23 protein-coding genes are annotated in these 24,137 nt (G+C 73.0%); 16 read left to right on the top strand and 7 right to left on the bottom strand.

The window, feature by feature from the left end; all coding sequences use genetic code 11:
- Positions 1-44 precede the first annotated feature (44 nt).
- The 3 genes from AB0927_RS20275 to nudC all read left to right on the top strand — a co-directional run bounded on the left by AB0927_RS20275 (position 45) and on the right by nudC (position 6,107).
- Entirely contained in the window at positions 45-3,554 is a 3,510-nt protein-coding gene (locus AB0927_RS20275) for an ATP-dependent DNA helicase (protein ID WP_366669027.1), read from the top strand.
- Positions 3,555-3,601: 47 nt separating this feature from the next.
- Positions 3,602-5,005 (top strand): dipeptidase, encoded by a 1,404-nt coding sequence (locus tag AB0927_RS20280; RefSeq protein ID WP_366669028.1) that lies wholly within the window; start codon positions 3,602-3,604, stop codon positions 5,003-5,005.
- A 157-nt stretch (positions 5,006-5,162) separates the two neighbouring features.
- On the top strand, positions 5,163-6,107 hold the full coding sequence (nudC, locus tag AB0927_RS20285; protein WP_366669029.1) for an NAD(+) diphosphatase: 945 nt from the start codon (positions 5,163-5,165) through the stop codon (positions 6,105-6,107).
- 90 nt (positions 6,108-6,197) lie between these two features.
- On the opposite strand, the gene AB0927_RS20290 is transcribed toward nudC, so the two are convergent.
- Positions 6,198-6,440, bottom strand: coding sequence for a mycoredoxin (locus AB0927_RS20290; protein ID WP_366669030.1), 243 nt, complete (start codon positions 6,438-6,440; stop codon positions 6,198-6,200).
- Between the two features lie 218 nt (positions 6,441-6,658).
- Between AB0927_RS20290 and AB0927_RS20295 the strand changes: the two genes are divergently transcribed.
- From AB0927_RS20295 to AB0927_RS20315, 5 genes are all read left to right on the top strand, one after another.
- Entirely contained in the window at positions 6,659-8,863 is a 2,205-nt protein-coding gene (locus AB0927_RS20295) for an ATP-dependent DNA helicase UvrD2 (RefSeq protein ID WP_366669031.1), read from the top strand.
- A 163-nt stretch (positions 8,864-9,026) separates the two neighbouring features.
- Positions 9,027-9,350 carry a hypothetical protein gene (locus tag AB0927_RS20300; protein ID WP_366669032.1) on the top strand — a complete coding sequence of 108 codons (324 nt, stop codon included), beginning with the start codon at positions 9,027-9,029 and terminating at the stop codon, positions 9,348-9,350.
- 170 nt (positions 9,351-9,520) lie between these two features.
- Positions 9,521-9,880, top strand: a complete 360-nt coding sequence (locus AB0927_RS20305; protein WP_366669033.1) for a WhiB family transcriptional regulator — start codon at positions 9,521-9,523, stop codon at positions 9,878-9,880.
- Positions 9,877-10,200: a hypothetical protein gene (locus AB0927_RS20310; RefSeq protein WP_366669034.1), complete on the top strand. Its 324-nt coding sequence runs from the start codon at positions 9,877-9,879 to the stop codon at positions 10,198-10,200. Before AB0927_RS20305 ends, AB0927_RS20310 begins: the two co-directional genes overlap by 4 nt.
- Positions 10,201-10,347: 147 nt before the next feature.
- Positions 10,348-10,566, top strand: coding sequence for a hypothetical protein (locus AB0927_RS20315; protein WP_366669035.1), 219 nt, complete (start codon positions 10,348-10,350; stop codon positions 10,564-10,566).
- 22 nt (positions 10,567-10,588) lie between these two features.
- Here AB0927_RS20315 and AB0927_RS20320 read toward each other — a convergent pair whose 3' ends face one another.
- Genes AB0927_RS20320 through AB0927_RS20330 form a run of 3 tightly spaced genes read right to left on the bottom strand, consistent with a single transcriptional unit; the run spans position 10,589 to position 13,865 of the window.
- Entirely contained in the window at positions 10,589-11,146 is a 558-nt protein-coding gene (locus tag AB0927_RS20320) for a GNAT family protein (protein WP_366669036.1), read from the bottom strand.
- Between the two features lie 57 nt (positions 11,147-11,203).
- Positions 11,204-12,643, bottom strand: coding sequence for an AarF/ABC1/UbiB kinase family protein (locus AB0927_RS20325; protein WP_366669037.1), 1,440 nt, complete (start codon positions 12,641-12,643; stop codon positions 11,204-11,206).
- Complete coding sequence (locus AB0927_RS20330) at positions 12,636-13,865, bottom strand: TOMM precursor leader peptide-binding protein (RefSeq protein WP_366669038.1); 1,230 nt, start codon at positions 13,863-13,865, stop codon at positions 12,636-12,638. Before AB0927_RS20330 ends, AB0927_RS20325 begins: the two co-directional genes overlap by 8 nt.
- A gap of 302 nt (positions 13,866-14,167) precedes the next feature.
- Here AB0927_RS20330 and AB0927_RS20335 point away from each other — a divergent pair, with 302 nt between their 5' ends.
- The 4 genes from AB0927_RS20335 (at position 14,168) to AB0927_RS20350 (ending at position 18,069) form a co-directional block, all read left to right on the top strand.
- Positions 14,168-14,740, top strand: a complete 573-nt coding sequence (locus tag AB0927_RS20335) for a M48 family metallopeptidase (RefSeq protein WP_366669039.1) — start codon at positions 14,168-14,170, stop codon at positions 14,738-14,740.
- 181 nt (positions 14,741-14,921) lie between these two features.
- The gene (locus AB0927_RS20340) at positions 14,922-16,604 is read left to right on the top strand and encodes a TerD family protein (RefSeq protein ID WP_366669040.1); all 1,683 of its coding nucleotides are present in this window, start codon (positions 14,922-14,924) and stop codon (positions 16,602-16,604) included.
- A gap of 11 nt (positions 16,605-16,615) precedes the next feature.
- Positions 16,616-17,296 (top strand): AIM24 family protein, encoded by a 681-nt coding sequence (locus AB0927_RS20345; protein ID WP_366669041.1) that lies wholly within the window; start codon positions 16,616-16,618, stop codon positions 17,294-17,296.
- Between the two features lie 17 nt (positions 17,297-17,313).
- Entirely contained in the window at positions 17,314-18,069 is a 756-nt protein-coding gene (locus tag AB0927_RS20350; RefSeq protein ID WP_366669042.1) for an AIM24 family protein, read from the top strand.
- Between the two features lie 53 nt (positions 18,070-18,122).
- Here the strand turns inward: AB0927_RS20350 and AB0927_RS20355 are convergent, their stop codons facing one another.
- Together AB0927_RS20355 and AB0927_RS20360 are read right to left on the bottom strand one after the other, a co-directional pair.
- A complete protein-coding gene (locus AB0927_RS20355) occupies positions 18,123-18,638 on the bottom strand; it encodes an NUDIX hydrolase (protein ID WP_366669043.1) in 516 nt (171 codons plus the stop codon).
- A complete protein-coding gene (locus tag AB0927_RS20360; protein ID WP_366669044.1) occupies positions 18,635-20,044 on the bottom strand; it encodes a zinc-dependent metalloprotease in 1,410 nt (469 codons plus the stop codon). The genes AB0927_RS20355 and AB0927_RS20360 overlap by 4 nt, the downstream gene beginning before the upstream one ends.
- Before the next feature lie 192 nt (positions 20,045-20,236).
- On the opposite strand from AB0927_RS20360, the gene AB0927_RS20365 reads away from it, so the two are divergent.
- From AB0927_RS20365 to AB0927_RS20380, 4 genes are all read left to right on the top strand, one after another.
- Positions 20,237-21,361, top strand: a complete 1,125-nt coding sequence (locus tag AB0927_RS20365; protein ID WP_366669045.1) for an SDR family oxidoreductase — start codon at positions 20,237-20,239, stop codon at positions 21,359-21,361.
- An 87-nt stretch (positions 21,362-21,448) separates the two neighbouring features.
- Positions 21,449-21,910 carry a molybdenum cofactor biosynthesis protein MoaE gene (locus AB0927_RS20370; protein WP_366669046.1) on the top strand — a complete coding sequence of 154 codons (462 nt, stop codon included), beginning with the start codon at positions 21,449-21,451 and terminating at the stop codon, positions 21,908-21,910.
- 158 nt (positions 21,911-22,068) lie between these two features.
- Complete coding sequence (locus tag AB0927_RS20375; RefSeq protein WP_366669047.1) at positions 22,069-22,242, top strand: hypothetical protein; 174 nt, start codon at positions 22,069-22,071, stop codon at positions 22,240-22,242.
- Positions 22,243-22,293: 51 nt separating this feature from the next.
- The gene (locus AB0927_RS20380) at positions 22,294-23,391 is read left to right on the top strand and encodes a PDZ domain-containing protein (protein ID WP_366669049.1); all 1,098 of its coding nucleotides are present in this window, start codon (positions 22,294-22,296) and stop codon (positions 23,389-23,391) included.
- A 79-nt stretch (positions 23,392-23,470) separates the two neighbouring features.
- On the opposite strand, the gene AB0927_RS20385 is transcribed toward AB0927_RS20380, so the two are convergent.
- Entirely contained in the window at positions 23,471-24,013 is a 543-nt protein-coding gene (locus AB0927_RS20385) for a PPA1309 family protein (protein WP_366669050.1), read from the bottom strand.
- Positions 24,014-24,137: the final 124 nt, after the last annotated feature.

Consider the following 24,137-nt stretch of genomic DNA (forward strand, 5'->3'; position numbering starts at 1 on the left):
GTGGCGCACCGGAGTGTCAGTACCCCCCGCTAGCCTTTTCGGACATGGCCGCCCACCTCACCGATCCCGAACAGCTCAAGGAGCTCCTCGGCATCCCCTTCACCCCGGAGCAGACGGCCTGCATCACCGCGCCGCCCGCCCCGCAGGTGATCGTGGCCGGAGCCGGTTCGGGCAAGACCACGGTGATGGCGGCCCGCGTGGTCTGGCTGGCCGGCACCGGCCAGGTCGCCCCCGAGCAGGTCCTCGGCCTGACCTTCACCAACAAGGCCGCGGGCGAGCTGTCCGAACGCGTCCGCAAGGCGCTCGTCAAGGCGGGCGTCACCGACCCCGACACCATCGACCCGGACGACCCGCCCGGCGAGCCGGTCATCTCCACGTACCACTCCTTCGCCGGCCGCCTCCTCACCGACCACGGCCTGCGCATCGGCCTGGAGCCCGCCTCCCGCCTCCTCGCCGACGCCACCCGCTACCAGCTCGCCGCCCGCGTGCTGCGCGAGGCCCCCGGCCCCTACCCGGCGCTCACCCGCTCCTTCGCCGACCTCGTCAGCGACCTGCTCGCCCTCGACTCCGAACTCGCCGAGCACCTGGTGGAACCGGAGCGGCTGCGCGCCTGGGACGCGGAGCTGCTGACCACCCTCGAAGGCGCCAGGCTCAGCAACGCCGATCTGCGCAAGGTCCCCGAGACGGCCGGCGGTCGCCGCGAACTCGCCGAGCTGGTCCAGCGGTACCGGACCGCCAAACGCGAACGCGACCTGCTCGACTTCGGCGACCAGATCGCCCTGTCCGCCCGCCTCGCCGCGCTGCCCGAGGTGGGCCGCCTGCTGCGCGAGGAGTTCCGGGTGGTCCTCCTGGACGAGTACCAGGACACCTCCGTCGCCCAGCGCGTCCTGCTCGCCGGCCTGTTCGGCGCCGGCACCGGCCACCCGGTGACCGCCGTGGGCGACCCCTGCCAGGCCATCTACGGCTGGCGCGGTGCCTCCGTCGCCAACCTGGACGACTTCCCCGACCACTTCCGGCACGCCGACGGCAGCCCCGCCACCCGCCATGCGCTCAGCGAGAACCGCCGCAGCGGCGGCCGCCTCCTCGACCTCGCCAACGGCCTCGCCGCCCCCCTGCGCGCCATGCACGAGGGCGTCGAGGCCCTGCGCCCGGCCCCCGGCGCCGAGCGCGACGGCAGCGTCCGCTGCGCCCTGCTGCCCACCCACGCCGAGGAACTGGACTGGCTCGCCGACTCCGTCGCCCACCTCGTGCGGACCGGCACCGCACCCGGCGAGATCGCCGTCCTGTGCCGTACCGCCGCCGACTTCGCCGCGATCCAGGGCGCGCTCGTCGCCCGCGACGTCCCCGTCGAGGTGGTCGGCCTGTCCGGGCTGCTGCACCTGCCCGAGGTCGCCGACCTGGTTGCCGTCTGCGAGGTCCTCCAGGACCCCGGCGCCAACGCGAGCCTGGTCCGGCTGCTGACCGGGCCCCGCTGGCGCATCGGCCCCCGCGACCTCGCCCTCCTCGGCCGCCGCGCCCGCCTGCTGGTCGCCCACGCGCGCGACGGCGACACCGACGACCCGGACCGCCGGCTCGCCGCCGCCGTCGAGGGCACCGACCCGGCCGAGGTGATATCGCTCGCCGACGCCCTGGACACCTTCCTGGACGCCCACGGCGGGGACGAGGACGGGCTGCCCTTCTCCCCGGACGCCCGCGTGCGCTTCGCCCGCCTCGCCGCCGAGCTGCGCGACCTGCGCCGCGCGCTGTCCGACCCGCTGATGGACGTCCTGCACCGCGTCCTCGCCGTCACCGGCCTGGAGGTGGAGCTGTCGGCGTCCCCGGGCGCCCTGGCCGCACGCCGCCGTGAGACCCTCGCCAACTTCCTCGACGTCGCCGCCTCCTTCGCCGCGAGCGACGGCGAGGCCACCCTGCTTGCCTTCCTGGGCTTCCTGCGCACCGCCGCCCAGTACGAGAAGGGGCTGGACAACGCCCTGCCCGGCGGCGAGAACACCGTCAAGGTGCTCACCGCGCACAAGTCCAAGGGCCTGGAGTGGGACGTCGTGGCCGTGCCGGGACTCGTCACCGGCACCTTCCCCAGCGCCCAGGGCCGCGACAAGTGGACCGCGCAGGCCAAGGTGCTGCCGCACGCCCTGCGCGGCGACGCCGCCACCCTGCCCGACGTCGACGGCTGGGACGCGCGCGGCATGAAGGCCTTCCACGAGGCCATGAAGGAGCACCAGCACACCGAGGAACTCCGCCTCGGCTACGTCACCTTCACCCGCCCCCGCTCGCTCCTGCTCGGCTCCGGCCACTGGTGGGGCCCCAGCCAGAAGAAGAAGCGCGGCCCCTCCGACTTCCTCCGGGCCCTGTACGAACACTGCGCCGCCGGGCACGGCGAGATCGAGGCCTGGGCCGAGGAACCAGCCGACGACGCGGAGAACCCGGCCCTGCGGGCGCCCGACACCGACCTGGCCTGGCCGCTGCCCCTGGACGCCGACGCGTTCGCCCGGCGCCGCGCGGCCGCCGAGACGGTCCTCGCCCACCTCGACACCCTGACCGACGCCGCTCCGGCCGCCGCCCCCGCCGACCCGGCCGCCTTCGAGGACCCGGACTGGCCGGTGCCACCGGAGGAGCCGCCGTACGACGAGCCGCCCTACGACGAGGCGTACGACGAACCGACGCCGTACGCCGGGCCCTACGGCGGCCCCGACGAGGATCCGCACGCCGGCGCCCCCGCCATCCCCCACCAGGCCGCCGCCCCCGCCGAGCCGGACCCCCACCCCGTCCTCACCCCCGAGGAGTCCCGCCTGATCGCCTCCTGGGACCGCGATCTGGACGCGCTCGCCGCGGAACTGCTGCTCGCCCGCCGTGCCGTCACGGACGTGCCCCTGCCCGCGACCCTGACCGCGACCCAGCTCCTGCGGCTGGCCGAGGACCCGGACGGGCTCGCGCAGGAACTCGCGCGCCCCATGCCGCGCCCCCCGCAGCCGGCCGCGCGCCGGGGCACCCGCTTCCACGCCTGGGTGGAGTCGCGCTACGAGGAACTGGAACTGCCCCTGCTGGAACCCGACGAGCTGCCCGGCGGCGACGCCGAGATCGCCGACGAGCAGGACCTGGAGGCGCTCAAGGAGGCCTTCGAACGCACCGAATACGCCCGGCGCACGCCGTACCGCGTCGAGGAGCCGGTCCAGCTCGTCCTCGCCGGACGGGTCGTGCGCGGCCGGATCGACGCCGTCTACCGGGAGGGCGAGGGCACGACGGCGACGTACGAGATCGTGGACTGGAAGACCGGCCGCGAGCACACCGCCGACCCGCTCCAGCTCGCCGTGTACCGGCTGGCCTGGGCCGAACAGCAGGGCGTCCCGCTCCAGCAGGTCACCGCCACGTTCCTGTACGTGCGCACCGGGGAGGCCGTACGCCCGGCGGACCTGCCCGGCCGGGCCGCGCTGGAGCGGCTGCTCGGCGGCGACGCCGGTGCGGGCGACGGCGAGGACGCCGGTGCGGGCGACGGCGAGGACGCCGGTGCGGGCGGCGACGAGGACGCCGGTGCGGCCCGGCGCGCCCCCCGAGTGTGACGAACCGCCCGCCGAGGACGGGGTCGGGGGCCGATAGGCTCGTAAGCATGAGCCAGACCCCGGACAGCGCCGTCCGCACGTACATCCAGCAGCACCGCGCCGCCTTCCTCGACGACCTCACCGCGTGGCTGCGCATCCCCTCCGTGTCGGCCCAGCCCGACCACGCGCCCGACGTGCGGCGCAGCGCCGACTGGCTCGCCGCCAAGCTGACGGAGACCGGTTTCACCACCGTCGAGGTCTGGCCCACCGAGGGCGCCCCCGCCGTCTTCGCCGAGTGGCCCTCCGGCGACCCCGAGGCGCCGACCGTGCTGGTCTACGGCCACCACGACGTGCAGCCCGCCGCCCGCGAGGACGGCTGGAACAGCGAGCCCTTCGAGCCCGTCGTCCGCGGCAACCGCCTGTACGCGCGCGGCGCCGCCGACGACAAGGGCCAGGTCTTCTTCCACACCCTCGGCGTCCGCGCCCACCTCGCCGCCACCGGCCGCACCGCCCCCGCCGTCAACCTGAAGCTGCTGATCGAGGGCGAGGAGGAGTCCGGCTCCCCGCACTTCCGGGCCTTGGTCCAGGAGCGCACCGAGCACCTCGCCGCCGATGCCGTGATCGTCTCCGACACCGGCATGTGGGCCGAGGACACCCCGACCGTGTGCACCGGCATGCGCGGCCTGGCCGAGTGCGAGATCCGGCTGCACGGCCCCGACCAGGACATCCACTCCGGGTCCTTCGGCGGCGCCGTGCCCAACCCGGCCACCGCCGTCGCCCGCCTGGTCGCCGCCCTGCACGACGAGCGGGGGCACGTGGCCGTCCCCGGCTTCTACGACGGCGTCGTGGAGCTGACCGACCGCGAGCGCGAGCTGTTCGCCGAGCTGCCCTTCGACGAGGAGCGCTGGCTGCGCACCGCCAAGTCCCGCGCGACCCACGGCGAGGCCGGGCACACCACCCTGGAGCGCATCTGGGCCCGCCCGACCGCCGAGGTCAACGGCATCGGCGGCGGCTACCAGGGCCCCGGCAGCAAGACGATCATCCCGTCCTCCGCCGTGGTGAAGCTGTCCTTCCGGCTGGTCGCGGGCCAGGACCCCGACCACGTCGAGAAGGCCGTCCGCGCCTGGGCCGCCGAGCAGGTGCCCGCCGGGATCCGCTGCGAGATCGACTTCGGCTCGGCCACCCGCCCCTGCCTGACCCCGCTCGACCACCCGGCCCTCCAGTCCGTGGCCCGGGCCATGGGCCGCGCCTTCGAGGGCCCGGTCCGCTTCACCCGTGAGGGCGGCTCCGGGCCCGCCGCCGACCTCCAGGAGGTCCTCGGCGCCCCCGTGCTCTTCCTGGGCATCTCCGTCCCCTCCGACGGCTGGCACGCGCCCGACGAGAAGGTCGAGCTGGACCTCCTCCTCAAGGGCGTGGAGACCAGCGCCTACCTGTGGGCCGACCTGGCCGCGAACTGGCGGCCCATGCCCTGACCAGCCGCACCGTGCGGAAGGGCGCCCCGGGCGCGAGGCACACTGGAGACACCGCCCGCCCGCGCCCGACCTGGTGCGCCCCGGCGTACGCCGTGTCGTACGCCGCCCGAACCGCCTGCCGAACCGAACCGCCGTACTGGGGGAGTTGGAAGCACCCGTGACCACCTGGACCGACGACACCGCCGACCGACCCATCTCGCTGACCGCCCCCTGCGGCATCGACCGCGCCGCCCACCACCGGCTGGACGAGGCCTGGCTCGCGGCGGCGTGGAGCCACCCCTCGACCCGCTCCTTCGTGGTCTCCGGCGGCCAGGTACTCATCGACGAGACGGCCGACGGCCGCACCGAAATCGTCATGAGCCCCTCCTTCGAGGCCCCGCTCACCGAGGCACACCGCTACTTCCTCGGCATCGACGAGGACGGCGTGGCCTACTTCGCGCTCCAGAAGGACGCGCTGCCCGGCCGCATGGACCAGTCCGCGCGCCCGGCGGGCCTGCGCGAGGCGGGCCTGCTGCTGTCCCCGCGCGACACCGCGCTCATGGTGCACGCGGTCGGCCTGGAGAACTGGCAGCGCACCCACCGCTTCTGCTCCCGCTGCGGCGAGCGGACCGTGATCGCCGCGGCCGGCCACATCCGCCGCTGCCAGGCCTGCGGCGCCGAGCACTACCCGCGCACCGACCCCGCCGTGATCATGGCCGTGACCGACGCGGACGACCGGATCCTGCTCGGCCGCCAGGTCCACTGGCCCGAGGGCCGCTTCTCCACGCTCGCCGGTTTCGTGGAGCCCGGCGAGTCCATCGAGCACGCGGTGCGCCGCGAGGTCGCCGAGGAGGTCGGCGTCACCATCGGCGGCGTGGAGTACGTGGCGAGCCAGCCCTGGCCCTTCCCGTCCAGCCTGATGCTCGGCTTCATGGCCCGCGCCACCTCCACCGAGATCCAGGTCGACGGCGACGAGATCTCCGAGGCCCGCTGGTTCTCCCGCCAGGAACTGCACGACGCCTTCGAGTCCGGCACGGTGCTGCCGCCCTACGGGATCTCCATCGCCGCCCGCCTGATCGAGATGTGGTACGGCAAGCCGCTGCCGACCCGGAGCTTCGTCTGAGACTCCCGTCACGCCGCGCCATGACGCGGCAGGGCGGCCCCCGAACTGCGGGGGCCGCCCTGTCGTGTCACCGCGGAAGACCGCGGAGCGTCACGCCGCGAGCTTCTGCTTGACCTGCGCCAGCGACGGGTTCGTCATCGTGGTGCCGTCCGCGAAGAGCACGGTCGGGACCGTCTGGTTTCCGCCGTTCGCCTTCTCCACGAAGGCCGCGGACTCGGGGTCCTGCTCGATGTTGATCTCGGTGTAGCCGATGCCCTCCCGCTCCATCTGGCTCTTCAGCCGACGGCAGTAGCCGCACCAAGTCGTGCTGTACATCGTCACAGTGCCCTGCATGTCTCTCGCGCTCCTCAGGCAACTCGGAAAGATCCTGTGAGAGGGGAACGCGCACGAGCGCCCCGCCATTCCCACCGGGGGTATGCGCCCGGTTCGCCCCTTGCGCCGTGACGCCTGCCGCACCTCGCGCTGTGACGCCTGCCGCATTAGTACGACTATGAGGTCCCGCCTGTGGACAACCGCCGCGGCCGTCCCGGGCGACCTGGCAGCATGGCTGTGTGACAGCAGCAACGCACTCCACCCTCTTCCCGCAGGTACCGGACGTCCCGGACTCGGCCGACGCGGTGCTCGAAGGGCTCGACCCCGAGCAGCGCGAGGTGGCCACCGCCCTGCGCGGCCCGGTGTGCGTGCTGGCCGGCGCGGGCACCGGCAAGACCCGGGCGATCACCCACCGCATCGCCTACGGGGTGCGGGCCGGCATCCTCCAGCCCGCCAGCGTGCTCGCCGTCACCTTCACCAACCGCGCCGCGGGCGAGATGCGCGGCCGGCTCCGCCAGCTCGGCGCCCAGGGCGTCCAGGCCCGCACCTTCCACTCCGCCGCCCTGCGCCAGCTCCAGTACTTCTGGCCGAAAGCCGTCGGCGGCAGCCTGCCCCGGCTGGTCGACCGCAAGGTCCAGCTCGTCGCCGACGCGGCCGCCGCCCTCGGCACCCGGCTCGACCGCGGCGAGCTGCGCGACGTCACCGGCGAGATCGAATGGTGCAAGGTCACCCAGACCATTCCCGCCGACTATCCGTACGCGGCCGCGAAGGCCGGCCGCGAGGCCCCTCGCGATCCCACCGAGATCGCCCATCTGTACGCGGCCTACGAGGACCTCAAACGCGACCGCGGGGTGATCGACTTCGAGGATGTCCTGCTGCTCACCGTCGCCGTCCTCCAGGACCGCCAGGACATCGCCGAACAGGTCCGCGCCCAGTACCAGCACTTCGTGGTGGACGAGTACCAGGACGTCAGCCCCCTCCAGCAGCGGCTGCTGGAGCTGTGGCTCGGCGACCGCGACGACCTGTGCGTCGTCGGCGACGCCAGCCAGACCATCTACTCGTTCACCGGAGCAACGCCCGACCACCTGCTCGACTTCCGCACCCGGTACCCGGGCGCCACCGTCGTCAAGCTCGTCCGCGACTACCGCTCCACCCCCCAGGTCGTCCGCCTCGCCAATGGCCTGCTCGCCCAGGCCCGCGGCCGCGCCGCGGACCACCGGCTGGAACTCGTCTCCCAGCGCCCCTCCGGCCCCGAACCCGGCTACACCGAGTACACCGACGAGCCCGCCGAGGCCGAGGGCGCCGCCCGCCGCATCCGCGAGCTGATCGACGCCGGCGTGCCGCCCGCCGAGATCGCCGTCCTGTTCCGCACCAACTCCCAGTCCGAGACCTACGAGCAGGCACTCGCCGACGCCGGCGTCCCCTACCAGTTGCGCGGCGCCGAGCGCTTCTTCGACCGGCCCGAGGTGCGCAAGGCCGGCCTCGCCCTGCGCGGCGCCGCCCGCTTCGGGGGCAACGACTCCCTGCTGGACGACGTCGTGGACCTGCCCTCCCAGGTGCGTGCCGTGCTGTCCGGCGAGGGCTGGACCACCCGGCCCCCGGCCGGTTCCGGCGCCGTCAGAGAGCGCTGGGAGTCCCTCGCCGCGCTGGCCAACCTCGCCCAGGACCTCGCCGCCGCCCGCCCCGGCGCCACCCTCGCCGACTTCGTCGCGGAGCTGGACGAGCGGGCGGGCGCCCAGCACGCCCCCACCGTCCAGGGCGTCACCCTCGCCTCCCTGCACGCGGCCAAGGGCCTGGAATGGGACACCGTCTTCCTGGTGGGCATCGCCGAGGGCATGCTGCCCATCACCTACGCCAGGACCGACGCGCAGATAGAGGAGGAACGCCGCCTCCTCTACGTAGGCGTCACCCGCGCGCGCGAACGCCTCCATGTCTCCTGGTCCCTCTCCCGCTCGCCCGGCGGCCGCCACAACCGCAGGCCGAGCCGCTTCCTCGACGGACTGCGCCCCGGCACCACCCCCACGGCCGGCCGAAGCGCCGGGGCCGTCGGCGGCGTCGAGCGCGGCATCCGCGGCGGGGACACCGCCGCCGTGCCCCGGCGCACCCAGCGCAGCCCGGCCCGCTGCCGGGTCTGCGGCCGCACCCTCACCGACGCCGGCGAGATGAAGCTGATGCGCTGCGAGGACTGCCCCTCCGACATGGACGAGGGGCTCTACGAGCGGCTGCGCGAGTGGCGCGCCGTCCAGGCCGCCGACAGCGGGCAGCCGGACTTCTGCGTCTTCACCGACCGCACCCTGATGGCCATCGCCGAGGCCCGTCCGGACAGCCCCGCCGAACTCTCCCGCATCCCCGGCGTCCTCAGCCGCAAGCTGCGCAGCTACGGGGCCGATGTGCTGGCCATCTGCGCAGGTCAGGAGATTGATGGCGGGATCCCGGCGGATTGATGCGAACTCGTCGGAAAAATAGTTTGCGCACGCGCCGGGAATCCCCATAGGTTCTAGGCACGGAAGCCGCGGCCTTCTCCAAGGCCCGCCCTCCGTGATGTACTTGCACATACGAAACGGATCGGTTCACCGGTCCCCGAGACGCCGAGAGGAGGCGAGTCCAGTGATCAGCATCAACATCAGCAACATCGGCACGGCCAAACTGACCGATCGCTCGACCGTCTCCCTGTGCCTGCTCGGCGCCTCCGACCGGGGCACCGGTCTGTCCGGCATTCGTGCCGCGCGCCCGGCGTCCTCCCTGTCTCTCGCGGGCCTTCCCGTCCGTGATGAGCGCAATGAGCGACCGACCAAGGCACTGGAAGCGGTAGAGGCACAGGCACAGGCCTATGCCTTTACGGCGACTGGTGCCGGATTCCGGAAGCAGACGACGCAGCACCACCAGATGTGGGCCTTCCGCGGGCCAAAACCCTGGAGTTATCCAGCCTGATCCGATCAGGCCGGCGCCTTCAGGGCCGCGGAACCCCATCCGGGATCCGCGGCCCTTCGGTTTTTCCCGAACGGGAAGGACGACGCGAAGGGGCCTCGGGACAAGAAAAGAACCCGGTACCAGCCGACACCCGGTCAACCGGCCGGACGACCAGACGAGGAAGACCACCCGTGCAACTCGAAGCGCACGCCCCGTCCGTACCGCCTTCGCAAACGATCCCCCCGCCCGGCCTCTCGGAGGACTCCACCTTGATCCCGCTCACCGCGCTCGACGACGCCATCGAGAACCTCGGCGTGCCCGTCCCGTGCCGCTCCTACGACCCGGAGGTCTTCTTCGCCGAGTCGCCCACGGACGTGGAGTACGCCAAGTCCCTCTGCCGCACCTGCCCCCTGATGGAGGCCTGCCTCGCCGGGGCGAAGGAGCGGCGCGAGCCCTGGGGCGTCTGGGGTGGCGAGCTGTTCGTCCAGGGGGTCGTCGTCGCCCGGAAGCGGCCGCGTGGCCGCCCGCGGAAGAACCCGGTCACGGCATGAACACCCCAGGAACAATCGACCGTCCCCTCACGCACGACCCCAAGAAGCAGGCCCCGATGAAGCCGTCCACCAGCGAGCCCGCAGGCTCCGCGACTCCAGACTCCACCACCTCCGGCGCCACCGAAGCCCGCCAGAACAGGACCCGTGAGATGCAACTCATGCAAGAAGCCCTGGCCCGTGCGCATATGCACGACCGCCTGCACGACGCCCACCGGGAACGCCAGGCCACCCGCCTGGCCGTCGCCCAGCGGATGCAGCGCCGCGCCGAACGCGCCTCACGGCGCGCCCGTCGCGCGCTCGCCATGGCGGTCATGCAGTAAGACCACACCTGAGAAGAAGGGTGCCTCCCCGACAGGGGGCATCCGAGAGGTGTGGTGACACCCCGCGGGGGCCGGTCCGGCCGAACGGACCGGCCCCCGCGGTGCGTTCCGCGTGCCGCCCACGGGTCCCGGAGTTATCGTCACCGGGTGACGAGTCTTCCCCCAGGAAGCGATCAGGACGGCTCCGGCTCCACGGAGCGCCGGCTCCCCCTCGTGTGCGCCCGCTGCGGTGTCCCCGCCCCCGCCCCCCACCCCGCCACCTGGACCTGCTCCGTGGAGGACGGCACTCCGCGCTACTTCTGTGCCGCCTGCTCCCGCGACAACCTCCGCGCCATCGAGGGCCGCCTGGACTCGCCCTGGTGGTGACCCACCTCCACCTGCCGGGCCCTCACCCCCCGCCCTGCTCCCGCGACTGGGCGAACTCCTCGGCGAGCATCCCCATCAGCAGGAGATCGTGGTGTCGGCCGCCATGGAACACGTGATCGCGAAGGCGTCCCTCCTCTACGAAGCCGAGCCGGCGCTGTAGCGCCAGCGACGGCAGGTTGTGGGCGAAGACGCGCGCCTGGCACTTGTGGTAGCGCCGCTCGTCGAACATGTAGCCCAGCAACAGCGTCGTCGCCTCGGCCGCGTAACCCCTGCGCCGTTGGCCGGCGCCGATCGTGACGCCGTACTCGAACCACCCCGCGCGCGGATCGGCCTGGTACGCACCGACGGCACCGACGACCTGCCCCGTGTCGGCCGCCTCCACCACCAGCTGGAAGCAGTCACCCTCGGCCTGGACGACGGCCTGCTCCTTCGCCCAGACCCGGTACCCCTCGGCCGAACGGGGTGGCCGCAGCAGGTCGCCCAGACCCTCCTCGTCCGTGGCGAGGCGCATGAACGCCATCCAGTCGTCGGGCTCGATGCCGCGCAGCCGTACCCGTTTGCCGGTCCAGAACGATGTCATTCCCCATTGGAGCACGAGGCACGGCCCCGTGGCCTGGGCTTTTTCAGGCTGCCCGGGTCACCCCTCCGGCACGGGCTCCCCGGCGAGTTCCTCCTCCAGTGCTTCCGTCTCCCCGGCCTCTTCCGCCTCCGTCTCCTCCAGCTCCTCCGTCTCCGCCAGTTCCTCCGTGAGGAGGAAGCCCGGCAGCCAGGACTCCAGTTCTTCGCGGAGGCGGACCGTGGCGCCCAGTTGGCACAGGACGCCGATGGTGCTGAGGGTGACCCGGTGGATGAGGAGGTAGGCAGGGGGGAGGTTGAGCTGCTTGCCCAGCTGGTAGGCGGGGGAGCGGGGGTCGGCGATGCGGGCGGCCTGGCTGCGCATCCAGGAGCGGGTGAAGGTGAACGCGTCCACGCGGGCCGGCTCGATGATCGGCAGCAGGTAGTCGAGGACCGCGTCGGGATCCAGCTCTATGGACTCCTTGACGAACCCCTCCTCGCAGAGCAGCTCGTAGACCGTCTCCGCGTCGCCGTCCAGCGTCATCCGCAGGGAGATCCCGATCGGCGTCGGCAGCCCCCCGGGAAGCCGGTCGACGGTGCCGAAGTCCAGGACCCCGAGCCGCCAGTCGTCCTCGCCGTCCGGGCCGCCGGGCAGCAGCCGGAAGTTTCCCGGGTGCGGGTCGGCGTGCAGCAGCCCGGTGCGGGCCGGGCCCGAGAACAGGAAACGGGCGAGCAACTGGCCGGCCCGGTTCCGCTGCTCCGGGGTGCCGTCGGCGATGATCTCCGACAACGGGACGCCGTCCATCCACTCCGTCACCAGCACCTGCTCGCACTGGTGCACCACCGCCGGGACCACCACGTCCGGATCGCCCGCGAACTCCTCCGCGTGCGCCGTCTGGGCGGCGGCCTCCAGCCCGTAGTCCAGCTCCTCCGAGACCCGGTCCCGCAGCTCCGCGATCAGCGGCTTTATGTCGACGCCCGGGATGAGCGGCCCCAACAACCGGGCGAACCGGCCCAGTTGGATGAGGTCGGACAGCAGGGCCTCGCCCGCGCCCGGGTACTGCACCTTGACCGCCACCTCGCGGCCGTCGTGCCACACCGCCCGGTGCACCTGGCCGATCGAGGCCGCGGCCGCGGGCTTGTCCTCGAACTCCTCGAACAGTTCCCGCCAGTCCGGCCCGAGCCGCTCCGTCAGCACCGCGTGCACCGTGCGGGTCGGCATCGGCGGTGCCGCCTCCTGGAGCTTGGTCAGGGCTGCCCGATAGGGCCCGGCGACCTCCTCGGGCAGCGCGGACTCGAAGACGGACAGCGCCTGCCCGAACTTCATGGCCCCGCCCTTCAGCTCGCCGAGCACCTTGAAGAGCTGCTCCGCCGTGCGCTGTTGCAGCTCTCTGCCGACGATCTCCGCGGACTCGCCCACGATCCGCTTGCCCAGCCCCCAGGTCGCCCGGCCGGCGAAGCCGAGCGGGAGCGCGGCGAGCTTGGCGGTCCGGGTGACCGCCTTCCGGGGAAGATCAGACATGCGCCCTCCAAGTCCCTGTCGGCCGTGCCGCGCCCGCGTCGCGTGCCCGCTCCGTCGACGGCCGTTGCACCGCCATTGTCGCGCGTGACCGGCCGCGGGTTGAGGAGTGTTCCCGCTCGGCTTCGTCACCCGCCCGTTCGGCAGCACCGCAGCGGCAGGCCGGATGCGGCCAGACCGGGCGGGAATGCCAGTTCAGACCGGGCAGGGACGCCTCCCAGCGGGTTCCCGCGCCGGAGGGCGACGCGCCGTCCAGGTAGGCCAGGGCGTGAGCCGCGGCCAGTCCGGCGACCGTCGTGGAAAGGGCCAGGTCACAGGCCCCGACCTGGCGGGACCTCCCGCCGGAGCGCCACTGGGCGAGCAGCCGGGGCCAGGCCGGATCCCGGTCCGTGCGGGTCTCGTGCAGACAGCCGGCGCACGCCGTCTCGCCGGGCAGCACCAGCGGGCCGACGACGCCTGTGCCCTCCACCACACCCGCGTACAGATGCGGGATGCCCGAGGCCAGCAGGGGCTCCGCGGCGCGCGGATCCGGGGCGTGCACGGCCACGTCGTCCCGGGGCGCCAGGATCACCAGGGAGAGTCCGGGGTCCCGGGCGCCGGACCCGGGGGAGTGGGCGTGCCGGGGCGGGCGGTCCGGGGCGGCTCGGCGGACGGCCGCTGATGCCGCCGTCTCCCGGCGTTCGCCGACCGACTCGGCCGGCAGCCCGCCCGGCGCCACGTCCGACGGCCGCACCCGCCCCTCGTCACGCACCTCCACCTCGCCGACGCCCGCGCCCGACAGCACCGCCGCCACCACGGCACCCACCCGTCCCGCGCCGTGCACCCGGACCCGCAGCGCGCGGCGGGCGGCGAGCCGGGCGAGCGCGCCGCCCGGCTCCGGCGTGGTCAGGGAGAGCGAGGCGAGGTCGGGGCGCAGCCGCCGGAGCACCTCCGTCTTCCTGCGCAGCGCGTCCGCGGCCGGTCCGCCGCCGCGCGCGTCGTCGACGAGGCCCGCGCGGGCCAGCCGGTCCACCAGCGCGTCGACCCGGCCGTCCGGCAGCTTCAGCCGACGGCCCTCCGCGCGCAGCAGCGGCAGTCCTCTGGTGCCGTTGAGCAGGTCCAGGAGGCCGCTCGTGGCGGCGTCCAGCGGACCCAGTGTCAGCGCGTGCGCGGGAGTCATCCCGAACTGCACCGTGCCGAGATCACGCCAGCCGCGCCGCAGCGCGGGCTTCACCATCGGATGCATGACAGGCCCCCATAACCGTGTATCCGCGTAGCTGTCGGGACACCAGTGGAATTGGTCGTGTTCCACCGACGCCTGCCAGCATGCCCGCCCGGCCCGCGAGGTGCGGAAAGTTATCCACAGGTGAGGGGTGTTCTTCATATGAACCGGCTGGTGCGACAGTCGGGATGAGGGAGCCGCGGTGCGCGAAACGGTTCATTTCGGATATACGGGGCGGTCGTACAAATCAAACGCACGGTGGGGGATCCGTACCGAACCGTCCGGGAGCCGGGACTTTGCCCACGCCCAGCGGGTAACGTCGGGGCGTGTCCGCCGACCCACTGCAGCACCGCGCCGGAAAGACAGAGCGCGGCGCGACGAGCGCGATCGAGGTCCGCAGGAGTGCCCGTCGCCGCCGGACGGTCTCCGCGTACCGCGAGGGCGATCGCACTGTCGTACTGATCCCCGCCCGGATGTCCAAGGCGGAGGAGCAACGCTGGGTGACCGTCATGCTCGACAAACTCGCCGCCCAGGAGAGCCGGCGGGCGCTCGGCGACGCCGACCTGGCCGAGCGCGCCGAGCGGTTGTCGGCGCTGTACTTCGACGGCCGCGCCCGCCCGGCTTCCGTGCGCTGGGTCACCAACCAGAACACCCGCTGGGGCTCGTGCACCCCGGCCGAGGGCAGCATCCGCCTCTCGCACCGGCTCCAGGGCATGCCCGAGTACGTCATCGACTACGTCCTCTGCCACGAGCTGGCCCATCTCCTGGTGCCCGGTCACGGCCCCGACTTCTGGCGGCTGCTGGATGCCTACCCGCGCACCGAGCGGGCCCGCGGCTACCTCGAGGGCGTGGTCGCCGCGGCACGGCTGCCGCACGTGCCCGGCGCGCGCGGCGAGTGACCCCTCCCCGCGAGCGCCCCCTGCCCGCGCGTGCGTTGTCCGCGCGCGGCCCCGTGTATGTGGCCGGAATCGGTTCTGTACCGGGTCTGTACCGACGAGGACCGGCGGGAGAGGTTGTCGGTCGCAGCCGTTAGCCTGGCGCGACGCAGTCATATCTCGGGATGGGGGACGGTCGCATCGCATGACCAGGGAATTCCAGCGCGGCCACAAGGCCAGGATCAGTGACCTCACGGCGGGCACCGATCTGTACGTAGGCGTGCAGATCACCGGACCCGGACTGACCTTCGACATCAGCTGTTTCGGCCTGGACGCCGACGAACGGCTGTCGGACGACCGGTACTTCATCTTCTTCAACCAGCCGAAGTCGCCGGAGGAGTCCCTCCAACTGCTCGGTGCCCAGGCGGGCGACACGGAGTCGTTCCGGGTCACGCTCGACCGGATCCCGGCGCAGATCCGCAAGCTGTCCTTCACCGCGACCATCGACGGCGCCGGGCAGATGTCGCAGGTCGCCCCCGGATACCTGCGGATCGTCGCGGGCGGCGAGGAGGTCGCCCGGTACTCCTTCACCGGCGCGGAGTTCTCCACCGAGCGGGCCGTCATGCTCGGCGACATCTACTTCAAGGACGCCTGGCGGTTCGCCGCGGTCGGACAGGGCTTCGACGGCGGACTGGAGGCACTGCTGAAGAACTTCGGCGGCGAGGTGATGGAGGAGGAGGCGCCCGCCGCCCCGCAGCCACCGCCGCAGCCCGGCGCCGTCCCCGGTTTCGCGCCGCCCGCCCAGGCCGCCGCCCCGCCCGCCTTCGCCGCCCCGACGGCCCCCGCACCGGCCCCGGCACCCGCCCCCGCGGCCCCCCAGCCCGCCCCCGGCCAGGGCTACGCCCCGCCGGCCGGCCCCACGCCCCCGCAGGGCTTCACCCCGCCGGGCGCCACGCCCCCGCCGGGCTTCACGCCCCCCGGCCAGACCCCGCCCCCCGTCGCGCCGAACGTGCATGTCGCGCCGACGGTCATCGCGCCCCTGGCCCCGCCCGCCGGGCCGCCGGGCGCCGTCCCGCCGCCCGCCCCGGCCCCCGCGCCCTACGGCCGGCCCCCGCAGCAGCCGTCGTACGGCGGTCAGCCCGCCGCGCCGCTGCCCCCGGGCTACGGTCAGGTCCCCGGTCAGCAGACCGCCTCCTACGGCGTGCCCCAGGGCGCCCCGCAGGGCGGTGCCGGCGTGGGCGCCGCGCTGCAGGGGTTCAAGGAGACGCCCACCGGGCAGCGCTGGACGCAGCAGAACAAGAAGCTCATGCGGGTCGACCTCGGCGTCGGCGGGCAGCCGGTGCTGGCCAGACAGGGCAGCATGGTGCTCTACCAGGGCAAGGTCGATTTCGGCTACAAGGGCGCCGGTTTCGCCGGACGCATCGTCGGCAACGCCACCGGCCAGGAGATGCAGCTGATGCGCTGCACCGGCCAGGGCCAGGTGTTCCTCGCGGAGAACGCCACCAACCTGCACCCGATCGAACTCCAGGGCGACGCGATCTGCGTGTCCGCCGAGAACGTGCTCGCCTTCGACGAGGGCCTCCAGTACGAGGTCCGCCGCATCGAGGGCCACGGCATCCCGGGCGGCGCGCTGTTCACCATGCAGTTCCAGGGCACCGGCACCATCGTCGTCAAGACGCACGGCACACCCGTGGTGCTGCCGGTCACCCCGACCACCTTCGCCGACTGCAACGCGGTGGTGGCCTGGTCGGCGGCGTCCCAGGTGATCGTCTCCAGCCAGGTCCGCATGCGCCGCAACGCCTACCCCGGCGACACCGGCGAGAGCGTCAACCTCCAGTTCCGGGGCGCGCCCGGCAACTTCATCGTCGTCCAGCCGTACGAGGTCTGAGGGAGCCCGTCATGAACCAGCCGCTCGCGGGCTTCGCTCCCGCACCCGTCACCGCCCGCATGGAGAACCACGGGCACCACATGCTGAAGGTCGCCATGCAGACCGGCAACGACCTCTTCGCGCGCGTGGGCTCGATGGTCGCCTACGAGGGCTTCGTCCAGTACGAGCCCAACCCGCCGGCCGTCCGCCAGGTCGCCCGCGACTGGATCACCGGCGAGGGTGCCCCGCTGATGAAGTGCTCCGGGGACGGGCTGCTCTATCTCGCCGACTACGGCGCGAACGTCGTCGTGATCAACCTCGGCGGCGACGGCATCTCCGTCAACGCCACCAACCTGCTCGCCTTCGACGCCCACCTGAACTGGGGCGTGGAACGGGTCAAGGGGCTCGCGAAGTTCGCCGGGCAGGGCCTGTGGAACACGCGCATCTCCGGGCAGGGCTGGGTCGCGCTGACCTCCCGGGGCACGCCGATCGTCGTGGACTGCGGCGGCGGCGAGGACGAGACGTACGTCGACCCGGACGCGCTCGTCGCCTGGTCGCCGAACCTCAAGGTCAAGGGCAAGCGCAGCTTCAAGGCGCAGTCGCTGATCGGCCGGGGCAGCGGCGAGGCCTACCAGATGGCCTTCTCCGGACAGGGCATCGTCGTCGTCCAGCCCAGCGAGGACAGCACCGACCGCCTGCGGTTCCGGGGCTGAGGGGGAGTCAACACGCCATGCAGAGCCCGATTTTCGCGTACAACGACAACCAGACACAGGAACGCTGGAGCCTGCAGAACCCGCAGCTGCTGCGCGTCGTCCTGGAGGGCCACGACGACGTCCTCGCCCGCAAGGGCACCATGGTCGCCTACCAGGGCCTGGTCGAGTTCGACGCCGAGCACCGCGGCAGCAACCAGCGGCGCGCGCGTGCCCACACCGGCGAGGGCCTGGACCTGATGCGCTGCCACGGCCAGGGCACGGTCTACTTCGCCAACCTCTCCCAGCACGTGCACATCATGGACGTGGAACAGGAGGGGCTGACCGTCGACAGCTCCTACGTCCTCGCCATGGACTCCTCGCTGCACCACGAGGTCATCGCCGTCGACAGCCTCTACGGCATCTCCGGCTCCGGGAAGTACCAGCTGAACATCACCGGGCGCGGCCGGGTCGCCCTGATGACCTCCGGGTCGCCGCTGCTCATGCAGGTCACCCCGGACCGGTACGTCAACTGCGACGCCGACGCGATCGTGGCCTGGTCGACCGGGCTGCGGGTGCAGATGCAGGCCCAGACGCACTCCTCCGGGGTGTGGCGCCGGCGCGGCAACACCGGCGAGGGCTGGGAGCTGAGCTTCATGGGCTCCGGGTTCGCGCTGGTCCAGCCCAGCGAGCTGCTGCCGCCGCAGAACGCGGTGATCGGCCAGGGCCTCGCCGCTCAGTTCGGCATGGGCCAGCAGGGAGCGCGCGGCGCGAACCAGGGCAACGTCTGGAGCTGACCGTCTGCGGCAGCGGCGCGGGGCGACGGCCATGGCGGCCGCCCCGCACCGCCTCACAGCCTCGCGCGGGCCGCGTCCAGCAGCCGTACGACCGACCCGTCGGCCACGCCCGCCACCTCGTCGTAGGCGAACCAGCGCAGCTCCAGGGACTCGTCGCTGATCGCCTCGACGGCACCGGGCGGGGCCACGGCGGCGTACTGCACGTCCAGATGCCAGGCACAGGGCGTGTGATGGCGGTCCAGGCGCACCGGACCGGTTTCGAGCAGCCGCAGCGTGGTGATGCCCGACTCCTCCGTGGCCTCGCGCAGGGCCGCTCCCGCGAGCGTGGTGTCGCCCTGCTCACAGTGGCCGCCCATCTGGAGCCACATGCGCAGCTTCCGGTGGAGCGTGAGCAGCACCCGCCCGGTCTCCGGCTCGATCACCAGAGCGCTGGCCGTGATGTGCCCGTCGGCGCAGTCCCGCCACATACCGTCGGGATGCCCGGCCAGGTGATCCAGATAGGTCTGGCGCAGATCACCCTGGCTGCCGTACCCCTCCAGCACCCGGACCGCGTCGTTGTGCAGGCTCACTCCTTGTCGTCGTCTTCCTCGGCGGAGCCGTTCGCGGCCTCGCCGAGCATCTTGTCCAGCTCGGAGAAGTCCAGCTGCTCGCGGTGCACGAAGCCGTCCGGGTCGTCCAGGTCGGTCGCGGTCGGCAGCATGTCCGGGTGGTGCCACAGGGCGTCCCGGCCGTCGACACCGCGCGCGTCGGCGAGCGAGGCCCACAGCCGGGAGGCGTCGCGCAGCCGGCGGGGACGCAGCTCCAGGCCGATCAGCGTGGCGAACGTCTGCTCCGCCGGGCCGCCGGTGGCGCGGCGCCGGCGCAGGGTCTCGCGCAGGGCGTCGGCGGACGACAGACGGGGCTTGGCGGCCGCGTGGACCACCGCGTCCACCCAGCCCTCCACGAGCGCCAGAGCGGTCTCCAGGCGCGCCAGGGCGGCCTTCTGCTCGGGGGTGTCCTCGGGCTGGAACATGCCCTGCTGGAGCGCGTCCTGCAACTGCTCGGGATTCTGCGGGTCGAACTGGCCGACCACGTCCTCCAGCTTGGCGGTGTCGACCTTGATGCCGCGCGCATAGCCGTCGACCGCGCCGAACAGGTGCGAGCGCAGCCACGGCACGTGCGCGAACAGGCGCTGGTGGGCGGCCTCGCGCAGGGCCAGGTAGAGCCGGACCTCCTCCAGCGGCACGCCCAGGTCCTTGCCGAACGCCTCCACGTTGGCCGGCAGCAGCGCGGCCTTGCGGGCCGGGCCGAGCGGCAGGCCGATGTCCGTGGAGCCGACGACCTCGCCCGCGAGCACGCCGACGGCCTGCCCGATCTGGGTGCCGAACATGGCGCCGCCCATGGAGCGCATCATGCCGATCAGCGGGCCCGCCATGGCCTGCATCTCCTCCGGCAGCACATCGCCCATGGCCGCGCCGACCCGCTCGGCGACCGGGTCGACCAGTTCCTGCCAGGCGGGCAGGGTCGCCTCGACCCACTCCGCGCGCGACCAGGCGACCGCCGAGGCGGAGCCCGACGGCAGGGACGTCGCGTCGTCCAGCCACAGATCGGCCAGGCGCACGGCCTCCTCCACGGCCCGGCGCTCGGCCGGGCCGACGCTGGCGTCCTTGGAGCCGTCCGCGGTGCCCTGGGCGACCGTCTGGCGGGCGATCTGCTTGGCCATGTCCCAGTTCACCGGGCCGCCCTCGTAGGAGAGCATCTGGCCGAGCTGCTGGAACGCGGCACCAAGGTCGGTGGGGTTCAGCGAACCGAACATGGCAGCGAGCGGATTGTCGGCGCCGGGGCCGCCAAAGCCCCCGGCCCCGGGCATACCGCCGAAACCGAACGGATTGGCCGGTCCCTGCCCACCACCGCTCTGCTGGTCCTTCTTCTTGCCCTCGTCGCCGTCTTCCGGCTCCTCCGGCGGAAGGCCGAAACCGAATGGGGTGTCACTCACGGGATTCCTCGGCTGGTAAGGCCACCGGTCTTCTCCGGCGGCGCGGCTGCCCGACAACACCACCCAGCGTAGACACCCGGACCCCGATCGGGCCTCGATGCTCCGCCCGCGGAAGCCCTGCGGCAGGATGGATGCACCTCGTACGTGCGCGTCACTCACGCCCGTACAGAAGACAACCGCTGGAGATGCCGGGTGAGTTCCCCAGATCCGCAGGTTCGCGCAGCGCGAAACCACTCAGCCCCGTCCGCCGGGCGCGAACCCGCCGTGCGCGGGCCCGTCGTCGCGGTCACCGGCGCCGCGACCGGGGTCGGAGCCCTGCTCACGGCGCGGCTCGCCGCGTCGGAGGAGATCCGGCGGGTCGTCGCGATCGACGAGCGGCGCGGGGAGTGCGAAGACGCACAGTGGCACATTCTGGACGTCCGCGATCCGGCTATCGCGGACAAACTGCGCGGCGCCGACGTGGTCGTCCACCTCGCGCTCGACCTGGATCTCGGCAGCGACGCGGCCGCGCGGACCGCTTACAACGTCCGGGGGACGCAGACCGTGCTGACCGCCGCGGCGGCGGCCGGCGTGCACCGGGTGGTGCTGTGCACCTCCGCGATGGTCTACGGCGCCCTGCCGGACAACGAGCTGCCGCTGTCGGAGGACGCCGAGCTGCGGGCGACGGCCGAGGCGACCGGTGTCGGGGACCTCCTGGAGATCGAGCGCCTCGCGCGGCGCGCCCCCCGCGCACACCCCGGTCTGAACGTCACCGTCGTCCGGCCCGCCCTGCTCGTCGGCGGCACGGACACCGCGCTGACCAGGTACTTCGAGTCGCCGCGGCTGCTTGTCGTGGCCGGGTCGCGGCCCGCGTGGCAGTTCTGCCACGTCGAGGACCTGTGCGGGGCCCTGGAGTACGCCGTCCTGGAGAAGGTCGAAGGGGAGCTGGCCGTCGGCTGTGACGGGTGGCTGGAGCAGGAGGAGGTCGAGCAGCTCAGCGGGATCCGGCGGATGGAGCTGCCGTCGGCGGTCGCGCTGGGCGCGGCGGCACGGCTGCACCGGATCGGGCTCACGCCGTCCCCGGCGGGGGACCTGGCCTACACGATGTACCCGTGGGTGGTCAGCGGGAGCCGGCTGCACGACGCGGGCTGGCGGGCGCGGTGGACGAACGAGGAGGTCCTCGCGGAACTGCTGGAGGAGGTCGCCGGGCGGCACACGGTGGCGGGCCGGCGGCTCGGCCGCAAGGACGCGACGGCGGCGGGCGCGGCGGGGGCGACGGTGGCGTTGCTGGGCGCGGCGGCGGTGGTACGGCGGGCCCGGAAGGCGCGCCGGCGGTAGGACTCGCCGGTACAGGTCTCCAGGACACGTCCGTGCCGGACGGGCCTCGTGTTCCACGCAGTCCCGCGTGTGCGGCACGATGGGCTCATGGCTGAGATGAGCGAGCACCCAGGGGAACGGGCCGCGCAGGACCCCGTGAAGCTGATCGCGGTGCGGGAGAGCGCGCTGTCGGTGGACGAGGTGTTCCAGGCGGTCGGGGACGCGGCGGCCGGGGGGATCGCGCTGTTCGTGGGGACCGTGCGCAATCACGACGGGGGTGCCGACGTGGACGCGCTCGGGTACTCCTGCCATCCCAGCGCCGAGGCCGAGATGCGGCGGATCGCCGACAAGGTCGTCGCGGACTATCCGGTGCGGGCCCTGGCGGCCGTGCACCGGGTCGGCGACCTGGGCGTGGGGGACATCGCCGTGGTCGTCGCCGTGGCGTGCCCGCACCGTGCGGAGGCCTTCGACGCCTGCCGCAAGCTGATCGACGACCTCAAGCACGAGGTGCCGATCTGGAAGCACCAGAAGTTCTCGGACGGCACCGAGGAATGGGTCGGCGCCTGCTGATCCGTCCGGTGCCCCGCGCCCGCTGCGCCGAAGCGGTCACTCCCGGCCCACTGGGCCGTCCGGTTGCGTAACCGCCCCCCGCACGTGAGCGTTGTCAGTGCGGATGGTTAATCTGCTGATCAGTCAGTTGCGGACGCTCACGGAGTTGGGAGGTCGGCATGGGCGCGCTTGTCTGGCTGCTGATTCCGCTTATGGGTGCGGTCGGCGGCGGGCTGTGGGGCAGTTGGGCCAACCGGACGCGCAAAGCGCGCAGCGACGGGCCCGAGCTGGACGGATACGCCCGGTTCCGCGAGGCGATGGAGCGGTCCCACACGGGCGCGGACGGGGCCTGACGAGGGTGCCCCTGACGGTGCGCTGACAGGGGCGTCACGTACTGTCGAGGAATGCCACGCCGCACCGCGACGATGCTCGCCTCCACCCTGATGCTGATCGCGCTCCTGTGCGCCGGAGTGCTCATCCCCGTGCCGTACGCGGAGATGTCCCCCGGCCCGACCGTGAACACGCTCGGGGACCACCAGGGCGAGCCGGTGCTGCAGATCTCCGGGCGCAGGACGTATCCGACCGACGGCCACCTGAACATGACCACGGTCCGGGTGACCGGCGTCGACTTCCGGATGAACCTCGTGGAGGCCGTCTACGGGTGGCTGTCGCGCGACGGCAAGGTCGTGCCGCACGACACGCTCTACCCGAAGGGGACGACGGAGCAGGAGTCCTCCCAGCAGAACGCCGAGGAGTTCAGCCAGTCCCAGGAGAGCGCCAAGGTCGCCGCCCTGAAGCAGCTGGGCATCCCGGTGAGCTCCCGGGTGATCGTGTCCGCCGTGGTCAAGGACTCCCCGGCCGAGGGCAGGCTGCACGCGGGCGACGTGATCAAGGCGGTCGACGGCCACGCCGTCAAGCAGCCCTCCGACGTCGCCACCTTCGTCACCAAGCACAAGGCGGGCCAGAAGACGGTCTTCACCGTCGTGCCCGCCAAGGACCAGGCCGCCGCCGAGAAGGCGCACAAGACGGCCACGAAGACGCGAGACGTCACGATCACCACGGTCGCCTCCGACGACAGCGGGCCCAAGCGGGCCATCGTCGGGATATCGCCCGGGACCGATCACACGTTTCCGTTCACCATCGACATCAAGCTCGCGGACGTCGGCGGGCCCAGCGCCGGCCTGATGTTCGCGCTCGGCATCTACGACAAGCTCACCCCGGGCAGCCTGACCGGCGGCAAGTTCGTGGCCGGCACCGGCACCATCGACGACGACGGCACGGTCGGGCCGATCGGCGGGGTCGACATGAAGACCGTCGGCGCGCGCGGCAAGGGCGCCCAGTACTTCCTGACGCCCGCCGACAACTGCGCGGAGGCCGCCGCGGACAAGCCGGGCGGGCTCACCCTGGTCAAGGTGAAGACGATCAAGGACGCGCTGAACGCGCTCCAGGACATCCGGAGCGGGAACACCGCGGCACTGCCGAAGTGCGCCGCCAAGGGCTGACGCCCACGTGACAGGGCCGGGGGCGCCCGCTCGGCCGAGGGGCGCCCCCGGCAGCGGGCGCCCCGCCCCGTGACGAAGATCAGTCGGCGAACGTCGCCGTCAGGGCCTCCGCGAGGCCCGGGACCAGGTCGGGGCCGGTCAGGACCTCCGTCGGGGAGTCCTTCTCGCGCAGCCGCAGCGCCGACTCACGGGCGCCGTCGCGCAGCACCGCCACCGTCATCCGGACCTCCTGGCGCTCGGGGTGGTCCGCCACCCACTTGGCCAGCTTGGCCTCGCTGAGGTTCTTCGGGACCTGGGCCTCGGCGGACGGCGGCAGCATCAGCCGCTCCACGGTGAGCGCGCAGCCGGCCACCGCGTCCGGCCAGGCGATGGTGGCGAGGAACTCGTCGAGCGGGTTGCCGGACGGGATCTCGTCCTGCTCGATCGGGGTGAGACCGGTGGTCTCGGACTCGTCCTCAAGGCCGAGCTGGGCCGCGAGCGCGGGTTCCTGGCTGCGCAGCCGGGCGGTGTCGACGAGGGCGAAGAGGCGAGCGGGCTGGTCCCAGCCGAGGCCGGAGGCGTACTCGTCGATCTCGAGTACGGCCCGGGTGAGCGGGCTCGCTGCCATGGGAGTGTTGGACATGGTCACAATCCTGCCTCGTTCCCCGCCGGAATCGGGAACCGAGCAGGGGCTGAGTAAGTTGCATATGTGTCGGCCCGCGATCACGGGGGGCCACCGGGGCCCGCGGAGCACGGGGGCCCGAGGG

Origin of the sequence: Streptomyces sp. NPDC048106 (assembly GCF_040706415.1) — a bacterium.
GTDB lineage: Bacteria > Actinomycetota > Actinomycetes > Streptomycetales > Streptomycetaceae > Streptomyces.